The 13,765-nt window shown below is 57.5% G+C and carries 14 protein-coding genes; 10 read left to right on the forward strand and 4 right to left on the reverse strand.

What is annotated here, in order from left to right; genetic code table 11:
* Positions 1 to 112, reverse strand: a 112-nt coding sequence (gene rpmH / locus T518_RS10120) for a 50S ribosomal protein L34 (RefSeq protein ID WP_036378611.1), incomplete at its 3' end; no start/stop codon positions are given.
* Positions 113 to 535: 423 nt separating this feature from the next.
* On the opposite strand from rpmH, the gene dnaA reads away from it, so the two are divergent.
* From dnaA to htpX, 9 genes are all read left to right on the forward strand, one after another.
* Entirely contained in the window at positions 536 to 1,984 is a 1,449-nt protein-coding gene (gene dnaA, locus T518_RS10125) for a chromosomal replication initiator protein DnaA (RefSeq protein ID WP_036378612.1), read from the forward strand.
* Positions 1,985 to 2,251: 267 nt separating this feature from the next.
* Positions 2,252 to 3,364 (forward strand): DNA polymerase III subunit beta, encoded by a 1,113-nt coding sequence (gene dnaN / locus T518_RS10130; RefSeq protein WP_036378614.1) that lies wholly within the window; start codon positions 2,252 to 2,254, stop codon positions 3,362 to 3,364.
* A 48-nt stretch (positions 3,365 to 3,412) separates the two neighbouring features.
* A complete protein-coding gene (locus tag T518_RS10135) occupies positions 3,413 to 3,649 on the forward strand; it encodes an RNA-binding S4 domain-containing protein (protein ID WP_081828485.1) in 237 nt (78 codons plus the stop codon).
* Between the two features lie 7 nt (positions 3,650 to 3,656).
* A complete protein-coding gene (recF, locus tag T518_RS10140; protein ID WP_036378616.1) occupies positions 3,657 to 4,754 on the forward strand; it encodes a DNA replication/repair protein RecF in 1,098 nt (365 codons plus the stop codon).
* 47 nt (positions 4,755 to 4,801) lie between these two features.
* Positions 4,802 to 5,818 carry a DciA family protein gene (locus T518_RS10145; protein ID WP_036378617.1) on the forward strand — a complete coding sequence of 339 codons (1,017 nt, stop codon included), beginning with the start codon at positions 4,802 to 4,804 and terminating at the stop codon, positions 5,816 to 5,818.
* Between the two features lie 6 nt (positions 5,819 to 5,824).
* Complete coding sequence (gene remB / locus T518_RS10150) at positions 5,825 to 6,091, forward strand: extracellular matrix regulator RemB (protein WP_036378618.1); 267 nt, start codon at positions 5,825 to 5,827, stop codon at positions 6,089 to 6,091.
* 26 nt (positions 6,092 to 6,117) lie between these two features.
* Complete coding sequence (gene gyrB, locus T518_RS10155) at positions 6,118 to 8,184, forward strand: DNA topoisomerase (ATP-hydrolyzing) subunit B (protein WP_036378619.1); 2,067 nt, start codon at positions 6,118 to 6,120, stop codon at positions 8,182 to 8,184.
* Positions 8,185 to 8,437: 253 nt separating this feature from the next.
* Complete coding sequence (locus tag T518_RS10160; protein ID WP_341460089.1) at positions 8,438 to 9,148, forward strand: YjbE family putative metal transport protein; 711 nt, start codon at positions 8,438 to 8,440, stop codon at positions 9,146 to 9,148.
* 48 nt (positions 9,149 to 9,196) lie between these two features.
* On the forward strand, positions 9,197 to 10,057 hold the full coding sequence (htpX, locus tag T518_RS10165; RefSeq protein ID WP_036378626.1) for a zinc metalloprotease HtpX: 861 nt from the start codon (positions 9,197 to 9,199) through the stop codon (positions 10,055 to 10,057).
* 428 nt (positions 10,058 to 10,485) lie between these two features.
* Here the strand turns inward: htpX and T518_RS10170 are convergent, their stop codons facing one another.
* The 3 genes from T518_RS10170 to T518_RS10180 all read right to left on the reverse strand — a co-directional run bounded on the left by T518_RS10170 (position 10,486) and on the right by T518_RS10180 (position 12,560).
* The gene (locus T518_RS10170) at positions 10,486 to 11,139 is read right to left on the reverse strand and encodes a prepilin peptidase (RefSeq protein ID WP_036378621.1); all 654 of its coding nucleotides are present in this window, start codon (positions 11,137 to 11,139) and stop codon (positions 10,486 to 10,488) included.
* 46 nt (positions 11,140 to 11,185) lie between these two features.
* Complete coding sequence (locus T518_RS10175; protein WP_051652304.1) at positions 11,186 to 11,797, reverse strand: NAD(P)-binding protein; 612 nt, start codon at positions 11,795 to 11,797, stop codon at positions 11,186 to 11,188.
* Between the two features lie 385 nt (positions 11,798 to 12,182).
* Complete coding sequence (locus tag T518_RS10180) at positions 12,183 to 12,560, reverse strand: hypothetical protein (protein ID WP_036378622.1); 378 nt, start codon at positions 12,558 to 12,560, stop codon at positions 12,183 to 12,185.
* A gap of 518 nt (positions 12,561 to 13,078) precedes the next feature.
* Here T518_RS10180 and T518_RS10185 point away from each other — a divergent pair.
* On the forward strand, positions 13,079 to 13,765 hold a 687-nt coding region (locus T518_RS10185), incomplete at its 3' end, for a TadE/TadG family type IV pilus assembly protein (protein WP_036378623.1).

The raw sequence follows: 13,765 nt of genomic DNA on the forward strand, positions 1-13,765 counted from the left end.
CGCGCTGGCGTCTTCTCTTCAGAACGAGACGGCCGCCCTTCGTCTTCATGCGCTCACGGAAGCCATGGGTCTTCTTTCTCCAATGGTTGTTCGGCTGGAAAGTCTGTTTCATGTGTGTAACACCTCCTTCTGGATTTGTGTCTGAGACTAATTGGCTGTATAGAAGCATAGTATCAGATTTTAACTATGTCAAATTATAGACTACCGACTCGCGGCCTGTCAAGGATTTTCCCTTGTCTTTTTCCCGTCAGACTGTGGATATTTTCAGGCTTATGGCCACTTGCACACAGAAAAACTGTTGATAAGTCACGCTAGTTTTGATAAGATATTGTTGATTATTGTGCGGAAAACCCCATTGGTGCCCTGCGAGGCAAGGCTCGTAAACATAAGATACTGTAAGATATCATCCACATTTCCCGCCTCTATCCCAAGGAACGACTATACTTATCCACAGCTGTGGATAAAAATGTGGATAACGTTATGCACCTGTGGAAAAAGTTTCTACATATTCTAATAGCAGGAAAGGATTTTTTTCATGGAGCAGACACAGCTGCAGGCTGTCTGGGAGCAGATCCTCACCAAGATGAAGGAAACTCTCGCCGAGTCAGCCTTCAAGTGGTTCAAGTCGGTCAAGCCACTCTCCCTGACCGACGACGGATTTGTCCTGAGCGTCCAGAACGACCTCGTCAAGGACTGGATCACCAGCCACTACCTCACGATCGTCGAGGACGCGGTCAGCGCCGTACTGGGCAGCAAGCACAAGGTGAGCTTCCAGGTCGTGCCCGAAGCACAGCCTGAAGTGGAGCCAACCAAGAAGGAGACAGCTGGAGAAGAAGAGACGGCCGCCAGTCACAGCAGCAGCCGCAAGAAAGAAGACCCCAATCAGGGAAGCCTCTTCCAGGACCAGCCGCCCGCCCCTGTCGATAACGGCGACATGCACATCGTCGCGCCGGGCGACCGCTCGTCGCTGAACCCGAAGTACACCTTCGAGACGTTCGTGACAGGCAGCTCGAACCGCTTTGCCCATGCGGCCGCCATGGCCGTTGCCGAATCGCCAGGCAAGGTCTACAACCCGTTCTTCATGTACGGCGGCGTCGGCCTCGGCAAGACACATCTCATGCACGCCATCGGCAACCGCGTGCTGCAGAACCACCCCGAGATGCGCGTGCTCTACGTCTCGAGTGAGCAGTTCACCAACGAGATCATCCGCGCCATCCAGGAGGGCAAGGCCGAGCTCTTCCGCCAGAAATACCGGACGATCGACGTCCTGATGGTCGACGATATCCAGTTCCTTTCCGGCAAGCAAAGCACGCAGGAAGAATTCTTCAACACCTTCAACGCGCTGCACGTCGCCGACAAGCAGATCATCCTGTCGTCCGACCGCCCGCCGCGCGAAGTCCAGAAGCTCGAAGACCGCCTGCGCTCGCGCTTCGAGGGCGGCCTGATCACCGACATCCAGGCGCCTGATCTCGAGACGCGCATCGCCATCCTCAAGAACAAGGCGCTGCTCGACCACGTCGACGTGCCGAACGATGTCCTGATGTTCATCGCCAACCGCATCGACAGCAACATCCGTGAACTCGAGGGCGCCCTGACGCGCGTCGTCGCCTACGCTTCCCTCATCAAGAAGCCCGTCACGACAGATGTCGTCGCCGAGGCCCTCAAGGACGTCTTCCCGAACAACCATAAGAAAGAGGTCACGCTCGAAGTCATCCAGGAGATTGTCGCCACCTACTTCAAGATCCGCATCGAGGACCTCCATTCCAAGAAACGCACGCGCAGCATCGCCTTCCCGCGCCAGATTGCCATGTACCTCTGCCGCGAGCTCACCGACACCTCGCTGCCGCAGATCGGCAATTTCTTCGGCGGGCGCGACCACACGACGGTCCTGCACGCCTACGACAAGATCGCCAAAGAGCGCGAGGAAAACGCCAAGCTTCATAAGATCATCAAAGACCTCATCGAGAGCATCCAGAAGATGTAAATGCCCCACAGGTTGCCGTGGATAACCCTGTGGAGAAGCCTCTGGATTTCCTGTCGATGGATTGTGGATAACCGATAGGGGAGATTATCACCGTGGATACTGTGGATAACCTCCCCTATTGTTATGAACAAGTTACCCACAGCCAACTGTGCGCTCCTGCAAAGCCTCAGGCGACTTATCCACTTTTCCACATGGCCTACTACTACGTCGGCTATTTATATAAATATTTTAGTTATATCATAAAAAAAAGAGAGAAGGCCCCAAAGTATGAAAATCACATGCAATAAGAACGAGCTCACCAATGCCCTGCAGATCGTCGCTCGCGCCGTAGCCAGCAAACCGCAGACCCCCATCCTCTCTGGCATTTACCTGAGAGCCGAAGGCACGACCTTAGAACTCCAGGCCACAAATTATGAGATTGGACTCGTCGCACACATCGAAGCAGAGATCGAGGAAGCAGGCGAGCTGACCGTGGGTGGCCGTTATTTCCAGGAAGTTGTCCGCAAACTACCTGGAGAAAACGTCAAACTCGCATGCGCAGCCGATGAAAAGATCGTCCACATCGAGTCCGCCATGGCCAAGTTCACGCTGCTATCCATGAACGCAGCCGAGTTCCCGACCATCCAACCACTCAAGGGAAATCTCGATTTTGCCATCAAGGACAATATCCTGCGCGACCTCATCAAGAAGACCGTTTTCGCCTGCAGTAACGATGAAGCAAGACCTGTCTTCACGGGCTGTTCCTTAGAGGTCACCGAAAACAAGGTCACGATGGCCGCCACGAACACACATCGCCTCTCTGTCAAGTCCGAGACATTTGACCAGAGCATCGGCAATATCAAGGTCATCATCCCCTCGCGCATCCTGCAGGAACTCCTGCACAACATGTCCTCAGACATCCCAACAGATGTCAAGATCTCCTGCTCCTACAACCAGATCAGCTTCTCGTTCGACAATCTCTACATGACCTCGCGCCTCATCGAGGGCCAGTTCCCGAACTACCGCGGCGTCATCCCGCCAGAGTTCGCGACGCACGTCAAGACGGACACCGCTTCTTTCGCCGCTGCTGTCGACCGCATCTCCCTTATCGCGAGAGCCGGTGTCTACAACACCATCAAGCTCGAGTTTGCCGGCGACCAGATCCACATCACCTCGAACAACCCGGAGATCGGCAACGCCGAGGAGTACATCCCCGCTGAGATCGACGGCCCGGACATCGCCATCGCCTTCAACGCGCAGTACATCATCGACGTCCTCAAGAACATCGACAGCAAGACATGCCGCATCGGCCTCAACCAGCCTCTCTCCCCTGCTTCCATCCAGGAAGAGGACGACGACAGCTTTGTCTACATCGTGACGCCGGTAAGGACAAATCACTGACTTAGACTCCTGCGCTGAGCGCAGGAGGATTGCATAAAGGAGATACATATGAACATCGAAGAAGTCAAGATCGACACCGAAGAGATCCAGCTCGACCAGTTCCTCAAGTGGGCTGGCGTGCTTGCATCCTGCGGCGAGACGAAGGCTCTGATCGCAGAGCGCCGCATCAAGCGCAACGGCGAAGTCGAGTCGGCGCGCCGCCGCAAGCTCCACGATGGCGATGTCGTAGAGGTCGAAGGACTCGGCGCCTGGAAAGTCGTCCATGAGGTTCACGAGAAAGGCTGAAATAGGAATGCATGTTCGTTCTTTAAAGCTGAGAAATTATCGGAACTATTATGAGCTCGAGCTCGCCTTGCAGCCGGGCATCAACATCTTTCTCGGGCCGAATGCCCAGGGGAAGACGAATGTCATCGAGGCCATCTACTATGCCTCGCTCGGCCATTCGCACCGGACCCATCTCGATGCCGAGCTCATCCGCTGGGATGCTGCCGAGGGCTGCATCATCCTCGACTTCGACCGGCGCGGTGTGGCCAATCACCTCGAGTTCCAATTCAGCCGGGCGAAGCGCCGCCGCATCCTCCTGAACGGCCATCCCATCCGCCTCAAGGAGCTCATCGGCAGCATCAACACTGTACTGTTCTCGCCAGAGGATCTGTTCCTCATCAAGGGAGCGCCGGCCGGACGCCGGCGCTTTTTAGACGGCGAGATCTCGCAGGCGAGCCCTGCCTACTACCACGAGCTCATCGAGTTCAACCGCATCATCAGCCAGCGCAACACGCTCCTCAAGCGTATCCGCGAGCGCCGCGCCGACACCTCGATGCTGCCGCTCTGGGATGAGCAGCTCGTCACGAGCGCCGAGAAGATTGTCCGCAAGCGCCTCGAGGCCGTGCGCAAGCTCAATATGCTCGCAAATCTCATGCAGCGCCGCATCTCGAGCGATCAGGAGAACCTGACCGTCAGCTACGAGATACACGGCGGCGAGGACATGACAAAGCCCTTTGCTTCATGGTATAATGAAATGCTGAGGAAATCGCAGGAGACGGACATCCTGCGCGGTTCGACGAGCTACGGTCCCCATCACGATGACATCGTGATGACGGTCAACGGCATCAACCTGCGCACCTTCGGCTCGCAGGGACAGCAGCGCACCGGCGTGCTCTCGCTGAAGCTCGCCGAGCTCGAGTTCCTGCGCTCCGAGACGGGCGAGTACCCCATCCTGCTGCTCGACGATGTCATGAGCGAGCTCGACGTCAAGCGGCGCCAGCAGCTCCTGCACTTCATCCGGCGCGAGCGCATCCAGACGCTCATCACGGCGACGGATGCCGCCTATTTCCCGGCAGAGGGCATGGGGCAGTACTACCATGTCCGCAGCGGTCAGATATCGACTTGACGATTTGACAGGATGTTGGAGTCAGGAGACAAGACGGAGGTGGCAGCATGGCGAAGCGCACACCGGGCCTCGAGAAGGTGGTCAGCATCATCCCGAAGGCCCTGCACGAGCTCGGCTCAAAGCAGGAGCGCGAGTTCTATCAGCACTGGGTGCTCTGGCACTGGGCCGACATTGTCGGCGAGGCATACGCAGAGAACGTCAAGGCCGTGCGCATCGAGCGCGGCTCACTCTACGTCTACTGCCGCAATGCCGCCTGGAGCAACGAGACGCGCTACCAGATGCCGCGCATCATCCAGCAGGTCAACAACTACGCGGGCGGCGAGATGGTCAAGGAAATCCGGTTCAGCCGCTCCTGGCGCGAGGAAGACTGGGCTCCGCAGCGGGCCGACGAGGAAAGGGCAGAGAAGGAAGTGCCAGAGGTCAATGTCGGCCGCGAGCGGGCCAAGATGGTGCTCACGCCGGACGACCTAGCGGCCGCCGAGAAGATCGGCTCGGGCACAGAGGACGAGGACATCGCCCTCAAGGTCCGGCAGCTCTACCGCAAAGACCGCCAGCTCGACAAGCTGCGCCTCGCGCGCGGCTGGAAGCCCTGTCCCACCTGCGGCCGCCTCAGACCGCCTCAGGCCGCCGCCTGCAGCCATTGCCGCAGGCAGGCAGGGGAAGATATACGCGCGCGGGTTCGCGCCGTCCTGCGGGACATCCCGTGGGCGCGCTGCAAGGAGGTCTGCGAGTACGTGCCTGAGTGCACGCCGCAGCTCCTCAACGAGCAGCGCGCCGCCCTCGTCCAGCTCATGGCCTCGAAGGTCGCGGCCAACGACCGCACGAGCATGGAGGCCAAGACACTCGTCATGCTCTACCGCTGCCTGCCGCCCGACAAGCTGACCGACGAGGCTGTTAAGCGGGCCCTCTACGAGCTGCGCTTCAGCATGTACTGGCCGCCCGGCTACACGCCGCCGAAGCGCTACGAGGCCATTCCGCTGCGCCGCGCCGCGAAGCGCCAGTACGGCAAGGGCCATCAGGAAGGCCACCCCAAGAGCAGCGGTGCAAGCGAAGAGAAAGGATGAGGCAGCATGTTCCTGCATCTCGGCAATGATGTCTCCGTGCGCACGCGCGACATCATCGCGATCTACGACTACGTGGGATTCTTCGTCAAGGATAATCCAGACAACAAGCGCTACTTCGCGCGGTGCAAAGCCGAGGGGAAGGTGTGGCGGACGACGGCTTCGATGGACCTCGTCAAGTCCATCGTCATCACGAAGGACAGGATCTACCTGTCCGGCATCTCCACACTCGCCCTCAAGAACCGCACGCGCGCGATTTACGATATGGGTAAGTAACGACTAAAAGGGAGCAAAGAGTTTTTATGGCAAACGATAACGATAAGAAATCCATCGACCTGACTTTGACGCCGGATGACCAGCCGGAGGCTGCTCCTGCGCCGCAGCAGGAGGCCGAGGACCTCACGGATAAGGACCTCGACACGACGGGCGTCGAGATCCACACGGATGAGTCGAGCGCCGAAGTCACGGCTGTCGAGGCCGACTACGGCGCCGAGCAGATCCAGATCCTCGAGGGGCTCGAGGCCGTCCGCATGCGCCCGGGCATGTACATCGGCAGCACGAGCGAGCGCGGTCTGCACCATCTCGTCTACGAGGTCGTCGACAACTCCATCGATGAGGCGCTCGCCGGCTACTGCGACCACATCGACGTGACGATCCACAAGGACAACAGCATCACGGTCGTCGACAACGGCCGCGGCATCCCGGTCGACATGCACGAGAGCGGCAAGCCGGCCGTCGAGGTCGTCCTGACCGTCCTGCACGCGGGCGGCAAGTTCGGCGGCGACGGCTACAAGGTCTCGGGCGGCCTGCACGGCGTCGGCGTTTCCGTCGTCAACGCCCTGTCGACGAGCATGGAAGTCCAGGTCAAGCGCGACGGCAAGATCTACGAGATCGCCTTTGAGCGCGGCGTGACGACGAAGCCGCTGACAGTCGTCGGCACGACGGCAGAGACGGGGACGCGCGTCCACTTCGTGCCGGACCCGGAGATCTTCTCGGTCACGACGTACAGCTACGAGACGCTGCGCCATCGCCTGCGCGAGCTCTCCTTCCTCAACCACGGCATCACCATTGGCCTGCACGACGAGCGCGTCGAGCCTGTCCGCAGTGAGTCGTTCCACTTTGAGGGTGGCATCAGCTCGTTCGTCGAGCACCTCAACCGCAAGAAAGAAGTGCTGAACCCCGAGCCCATCTACTTCAACGGCGTCAAGGACGCGACTGTCGTCGAGATCGCCATGCAGTACAACGACAGTTACCAGGAGAATATCTACTCCTTCGTCAACAACATCAACACGGAAGAGGGCGGCACGCACCTCGCCGGCTTCAAGCTCGCGCTGACGCGCGCAGCCAATGACTTCGCGCGCAAGCAGGGCATCCTCAAGGACAAGGACTCCAACCTCTCGGGCGACGATGTGCGCGAGGGACTGACCTGCGTCATCAGCCTCAAGATCCGCGAGCCGCAGTTCGAGGGACAGACGAAGACGAAGCTCGGCAACTCGGAGGTCCGCGGCATCGTCGACTCTATCGTCACGGAGGGCCTCTCCGAGTACTTCGACGAGAACCCGGCCATCACGAAGCGCATCATCGAGAAGGCCATCATGGCCTCCCGTGCGCGCGAAGCCGCCCGCAAGGCACGCGAGCTCACGCGCCGCAAGAACGCCCTCGAGGTGTCGAGCCTGCCGGGCAAGCTCGCCGACTGCTCCGTCAAAGATCCGGAGCAGGCCGAGATCTACCTCGTCGAGGGTGATTCCGCAGGCGGCTCCGCCAAGCAGGGCCGCGACCGCCGCTTCCAGGCCATCCTGCCGCTGCGCGGCAAGATCCTCAACGTCGAGAAGGCACGTCTCGACAAGATCTTCGCCAATGCCGAGATCCGCACGATGATCACGGCCTTCGGCACGGGCATCAGCGAGGACTTCGACCTCTCGAAGCGCCGTTACGGCAAGATCATCATCATGACTGATGCGGATGTCGACGGCGCCCACATCCGCACGCTGCTCCTCACGTTCCTCTACCGCTACATGAAGCCGCTGATTGAGCACGGCCACGTCTACATCGCCCAGCCGCCACTCTACCAGATCCGCAAGGGCAAGAAGCACTGGTACACCTACAGCGACGACGAGCTCGCCAGAAAGCTCGACGAAGTCGGCCGCGACGGCGTGACCGTCCAGCGCTACAAAGGCCTCGGCGAGATGAACCCAGAGCAGCTCTGGGAGACGACGATGGACCCGGAGGGCCGCACGATGCTGCGCGTCGAGATGGAGGACGCCGAAGAAGCCGACGAGCTCTTCACCATCCTCATGGGCGACAAGGTCGAGCCGCGCCGCCAGTTCATCGAAGAGAACGCCAAGCTCGTGCGCAACCTCGATATCTGATTTTTTGACGTTTCTCTTGTCAAACACGACGAAATATGCTATATTGAGCATACGATATACGAGTACTTCCAACAGGGGGAGTAGCTGAACGGCCACCATCGTCAGGACGGAGCAATCCCGGTGCGGCCGGCGCAAGCAAGCAAGACCCTGCTCTATACACCGCTATTTTGGCGGCGCATAGGGCAGGGTTTTTCGTATACGCTGTAGAAATCTACAGGGAAAGCCTGTAAGAATCGGGAATCATCTTAGGGGAGTGAATCGATTGGAAAATTTCTTTGCGGGGATGTTCTCGCCGGAATGGCTCGCAGCGCTCTCGGGCATCTTGCTGCTCGACCTGCTGCTCTCCGGCGACAACGCCATCCTCATCGCCCTGGCCTGCAAGAACCTGCCACATGAGATGCGCCGCAAGGCCATCATCGTCGGCGGCCTCGGCGCCGTCTTCGTGCGCATCGTCTGCACGCTCTTCGCGACAGGGCTGCTCGCCTCGCCGTACATCGAGTTCATCGGCGGCGCTGCCCTCATCTTCATCGCCATCAAGCTCGTCACCGATCACAGCGACGGGCGCGTCGAGGACGGCGGCAGCCACCCGACGACCTTTGGCCAGGCCGTGCGCACGATACTGGTGGCCGACTTCATCATGAGCATCGACAACATCCTCTCGCTCGCCGGCGTCGCCAACACGGTGCCGGAGGGCAAGTGGAGCCTCATCATCTGCGGCCTCATGATCTCTATCCCAATCGTCCTGTTCGGCGCCCAGATCTTCCTGATGATCATGCTCAAGGTCCCCGCCCTGATCTACCTCGGTGCCGGCATCCTCGGCATGACAGCCGCCGAGCTGATGACCGAGGACAAGGCGCTCGGCATCTACCTCGCCCCCTACGCCCTCGAGCTCAAAGTCATCTTCGTCATCGCCGTCTTGCTCATCGGCTACGCCATCAACCGCCGCCGCGAGCAGCAGAGTTAATCAAGCAATAAATAAACGAGATATATCCTAGGAGGGATTATCATGAATATGAACAATATCAAGACCGTGATGCTAATGGTCCTCATGGCCGTCATCATGATGCTCATCGGCGGGCTCGTCGGCGGCCGCACCGGCCTCACCGTCATGCTCTTCTTCTCCATCGCCATGAACATCTACAGCTACTGGTGCAGTGACTCACTCGTCCTGCGCTGGAGCGGCGCCCAGGAAGTCACCCGCGAACAGGCCCCGCAGCTCTACGACCTCGTCGAGAAACTCGCGAGCCGCGCCGGCCTCCCCATGCCGCGCGTCTGCATCATCGACGCCGATGAGCCGAATGCCTTCGCCACCGGCCGCAACCCCGAGCACGCTGCCGTCGCCGTCACCACCGGCATCATGCGCGTCCTCGACTACAACGAGATCTCCGGCGTCCTCGCCCACGAGCTCGCCCACGTCAAGAACCGCGACATCCTGACCTCCACCATCGCCTCCATGATGGCCACCGTCATCTCCTACGCCGCCCAGTTCTTCATGTTCTTCGGCGGCTCCAGCGACGATGACGACGGCGTCAACCCGATTGCCGCCATCGCCATGATGATCCTCGCCCCAATCGCCGCCATGCTCATCCAGATGGCCATCTCCCGCTCCCGCGAGTACGAAGCCGACCACGACGGCGGCGAGATCTGCGGCAACCCCAACTACCTCGCCGACGGCCTCGAGAAGATCGAGTACTACGTCACCCACTCCCCCGAGACCCTGCCCGACGCCAAGCCGGCCACAGCCAACATGTACATCGTCAACCCCTTTGAGGGCACCGGCAAAGCCCTGACCAAACTCTTCAGCACCCACCCCGATACCGCCGACCGCATCGCTCGCCTGCGCGAACAGGCCAGAGAAATGCGCGTCTACTGATTGAATCGAATATCGAGTATAAAAAACGAGGTACCGTAACGGTACCTCGTTTTGCATTTCAGCTATGGTAATCAAAACCCCACTAGGCAATAGCCCGCAGGGCTGAGCTAACACAAGCCCCTCAACAACGCCACCATGTCAACCTACGAACAACGCCTCCATCCTCTCGCCTTCTCGCATTGCAGCATCCCCACCCTAGATGCCACGATGTCACACAGACGTACCTTAGGGCCGGGGGATGTATTTCGCCTGCAGGAGCGCAGCGATTGCCCGCAGGGCTGAGTTCTGCTGCTCATCCGCCTAGCCACACGATGTCAGAACGCCGCGGCAGGCGGCGAACCCGCCTCAACGGCAAAGTGCGCCATAGGGCTCATTCAGCGGAGTGACGAAGCCGAAATACATCCCCCGGCCCCCTTGCCAAACGTACCTCAAAGCAGCGTAAACAGCAGCGCGCTGATCGTGAAGTAAGGCCCGTAGGCGAAGAAGTCTCCCTTCTTGCGCTTCCCCGTCGCCAAGAGGATCAACGCCGCCATTCCCCCGAGCACGATGCCCGCGATGACGACCGTCATGAGCATATCCGATCCGAGCCAGAGTCCGAGCGCCGCGACGAGCTTGATATCCCCGCCGCCGATGCCGCCCTTTGTCAGCACCGCCAGCACGAGGAACACGATGCCGCCCACAGCTGCCGCCATCAGGTGGTCCGTCAGCACGCGGTCGAGCAGCGGGACCGAGATGAGTCCAATGACCGCAAACGGTATGAGCATGCGGTCAAAGATCACGCGCTGTTCGAGGTCCGTCCACGTGTAGAGCACCATGAAGTACTGGAAGATCATCAGGAACACGAGCTTTGCCAGATGCACGTACGGCAGCTCGAGCATCGTGAAGCAGAACAAGAACCCGATGCAGACCGCAAAGCGGGCGGGCCGCTTTTTCTCCTGCTCCTCGATGCGGTCCGGGAAGCTCAGCAGTCCCTCTGTGTCCTTTGCCCTGCGGTAGCTCGCCGCAATCCAGCGACTGCCGAGCAGACCGCCGCCCACCGCCAGCAGCACCGAGAGCAGGCATTTCATCACGACAAATATCATCAGAAACACTCCCTTTTCACAAAAAGTGCAGTATGCTGCCCCTATCCTAGCAAAAACGAGAGAAAAGGTCAAAATTTGCGAGAACAAATTGTGCTGGATTGTTCCGGATATGGTATAAGTCGCGGAAGAACATGCGGTAGAGCTCCTCGCCGAAGCGGTTGACCATGAAGTCTTCGAGGCTTTTCTCCTTGCGCGGGCGGAGGCAGGCGCAGAGATAGCTGATGCCGACTTTGAAGAGTTGCACGAACCCAAGATTGCGTATCGTTTCAGCACTCAGCGATACAGGATAGGCAAAGAAATGATGGAGATAGCGGATGCGTGAGAGACGCGTGCGCAGCAGCATGACGCGATCCGTCTGTGCTGGATCAGGGCCGCCCTGCTGCAGCTCGCAGTCGCGATGCAGACGACGGTCATCCAGCGAAGGTGCGCCCTGTACGGGCAGCAGCTCCTTCCAGAGCGCCATGACTCGCGGGTCCTTCGAGAAGAAGCGATGGCCACCGACATCGATGTGGCAGCCATGGTGGATCATCGTGCGGGCGATTCCCCCGACAAAATCCTCCTGCTCGAGGACAATCGGATGGATGTCCGTCTGCTTCAGCAGCGCATAAGCCGCCGTCAGCCCCGCAGGCCCCGCGCCGATAATGATAGCTTGCGGCAATATGAATCCTCCTTTATGATTAGATTATCAAAAACGTTTTGTTCTCATGGTTCTATTATAGTATGCTATCATGATGTTGTCATTTTTTAATAGCATCATGCGATGAACACTAAGCACGAGCTCGTTTGTACCACGGTAGAACACGACGATTATATCGGTTAGATGGAGAATGAAAAATGAGGTAGAGCAATGTCTACCTCAAATTCTGCTTTCATCATACAACGAAATCGGATACAAAACAAGAATTACGGACCTCATGAACCTCATCCGTCGGACTTTGGCTGCCATCTAAATAGGCTGGGGGATTGCAGACGACGTGGATGGTGAGAACTCAGCCGCCTTCCGTCAAGAGAATAGGTGCGCGGAACGGTGGAAGAGTCTTTTCTCAGTGCTCTGTTTTGAGGATCTCGAAGGCGCGGAAGGATATCTGTATCCGCTCGTACTTTGCCCAGGGAATCGCCTGAAGCAATGCTTTTGCGTCGGCGAAGGCTCGGTCCGGCCATGCCAGGGCGAAGAATACGGCTAAGGGAGCTTTGATCTGTGCTCTTCGTTTCGCCAAGTATTTTGGATTGCATTCTTCTGCTGGGAGTTTTTTTTTCTTCTCGATGATTTCTTTGACGAAGTGCTTCGATTGCTGAGAGAAGAAGATATTGCCTGTCTCGTGCTCCATGGCATTGAGCAGGAATGTCTCAAGGGCGCCATCGCCCTCGAGTGGGAGGGACAGGAAGAAATAATGACGTTCATACTCGTAACTCCAGTCCATTGTCCATGGCTTCTAAGGCTTCGGCGCCGTTCAGGGTGCGTGCTTTCACGGTCTGATTGACATTGCGCAGGGTTATGACGCGCACTCTGTTAGCATACTACCCCTCCAACTGCGAGCCGCATGGCAAAATGAAAAACCATCCTACTGCTGCAGCAGCGGATGGTCTTTTGGATCATGTTGAGTCGCCATCAAGATGACTGATTGTAGCGACCATCGTAGTGGCCTGCCTTTGATACCATTGTAAGGCATATGAAAGGGGCCGTCAAGACAGAGCATGGTATTGCGCTAAGGATGCCTAATGGCGAGTCTATGAACTTCATCTCCCTCGAACATTCGGTATCTTCCCCATGTGCGAGGACCCTGCTCACCTATCCTTGCTGCAGACAATCGTGTGATGGCGCGGCTTTGGGCGGGCGGACGAAGGATTGCTTTGACGGGCAATCCTTTTTTCGTTGCGGCGGGGCGGGCGGACTGCTATACTAGAGAAAACGATAGGTTTTAGGAAAGAAGGCGCAGACATGAAGAGACATTGGAGCGGACAGCAGGGGGCAATCCTGGTACTGACGGCTTTTCTGCTGCCTTTTATCATCGCGTTCACGGGCATGGCTGTTGACTTTGGCAGTGCCTACGTGCGCCGCTCGCAGTTACAGAATGCAGCGGATGCAGCTGTCTTGGCTGGAGCATACCATCTGGATGACGGTAAAGCCGATGATATTGTCCTTCAATATCTGAAGACGAATCTTGATCCACATTTTACCAAGTATTCGTATGAGAAAGGCGATGACTTCCCAGACAAGTTCGAGACGCTGAATTATCATACAGATAAACAGAAAGATGAATTGGATGTAACATTGCGGAGCAGCGTAGAAGCGTCATTCTTGAAGTTATTTGATATCAATACAATACCAGTATATGCTGCGGCAAAGGCTAAAGTGTCAAAGGAAAAAGAATCATTACCTGCTGATGATATGTTTAATTATGCAATAACTGTTGCTAATAAATCTTATGAAACTGGTAATCCTAGCATATTTATGGTGTCATCAGGAATGACTGTTAAAGGAAATATATTAACTAATGGATCAATATTATTTTGGAATGATAGAGTCAATACTTTAGATGGAAAGATTTATTCTGCTGTACCATTAAATAAACAAGTTTGGTCTAATAAAGCATGGGATAACAAACCATTAGCTTTTGCTACGCCA

Source organism: Mitsuokella jalaludinii DSM 13811, assembly GCF_000702905.1.
In the GTDB taxonomy this organism is placed as follows: Bacteria; Bacillota; Negativicutes; order Selenomonadales; family Selenomonadaceae; genus Mitsuokella; species Mitsuokella jalaludinii.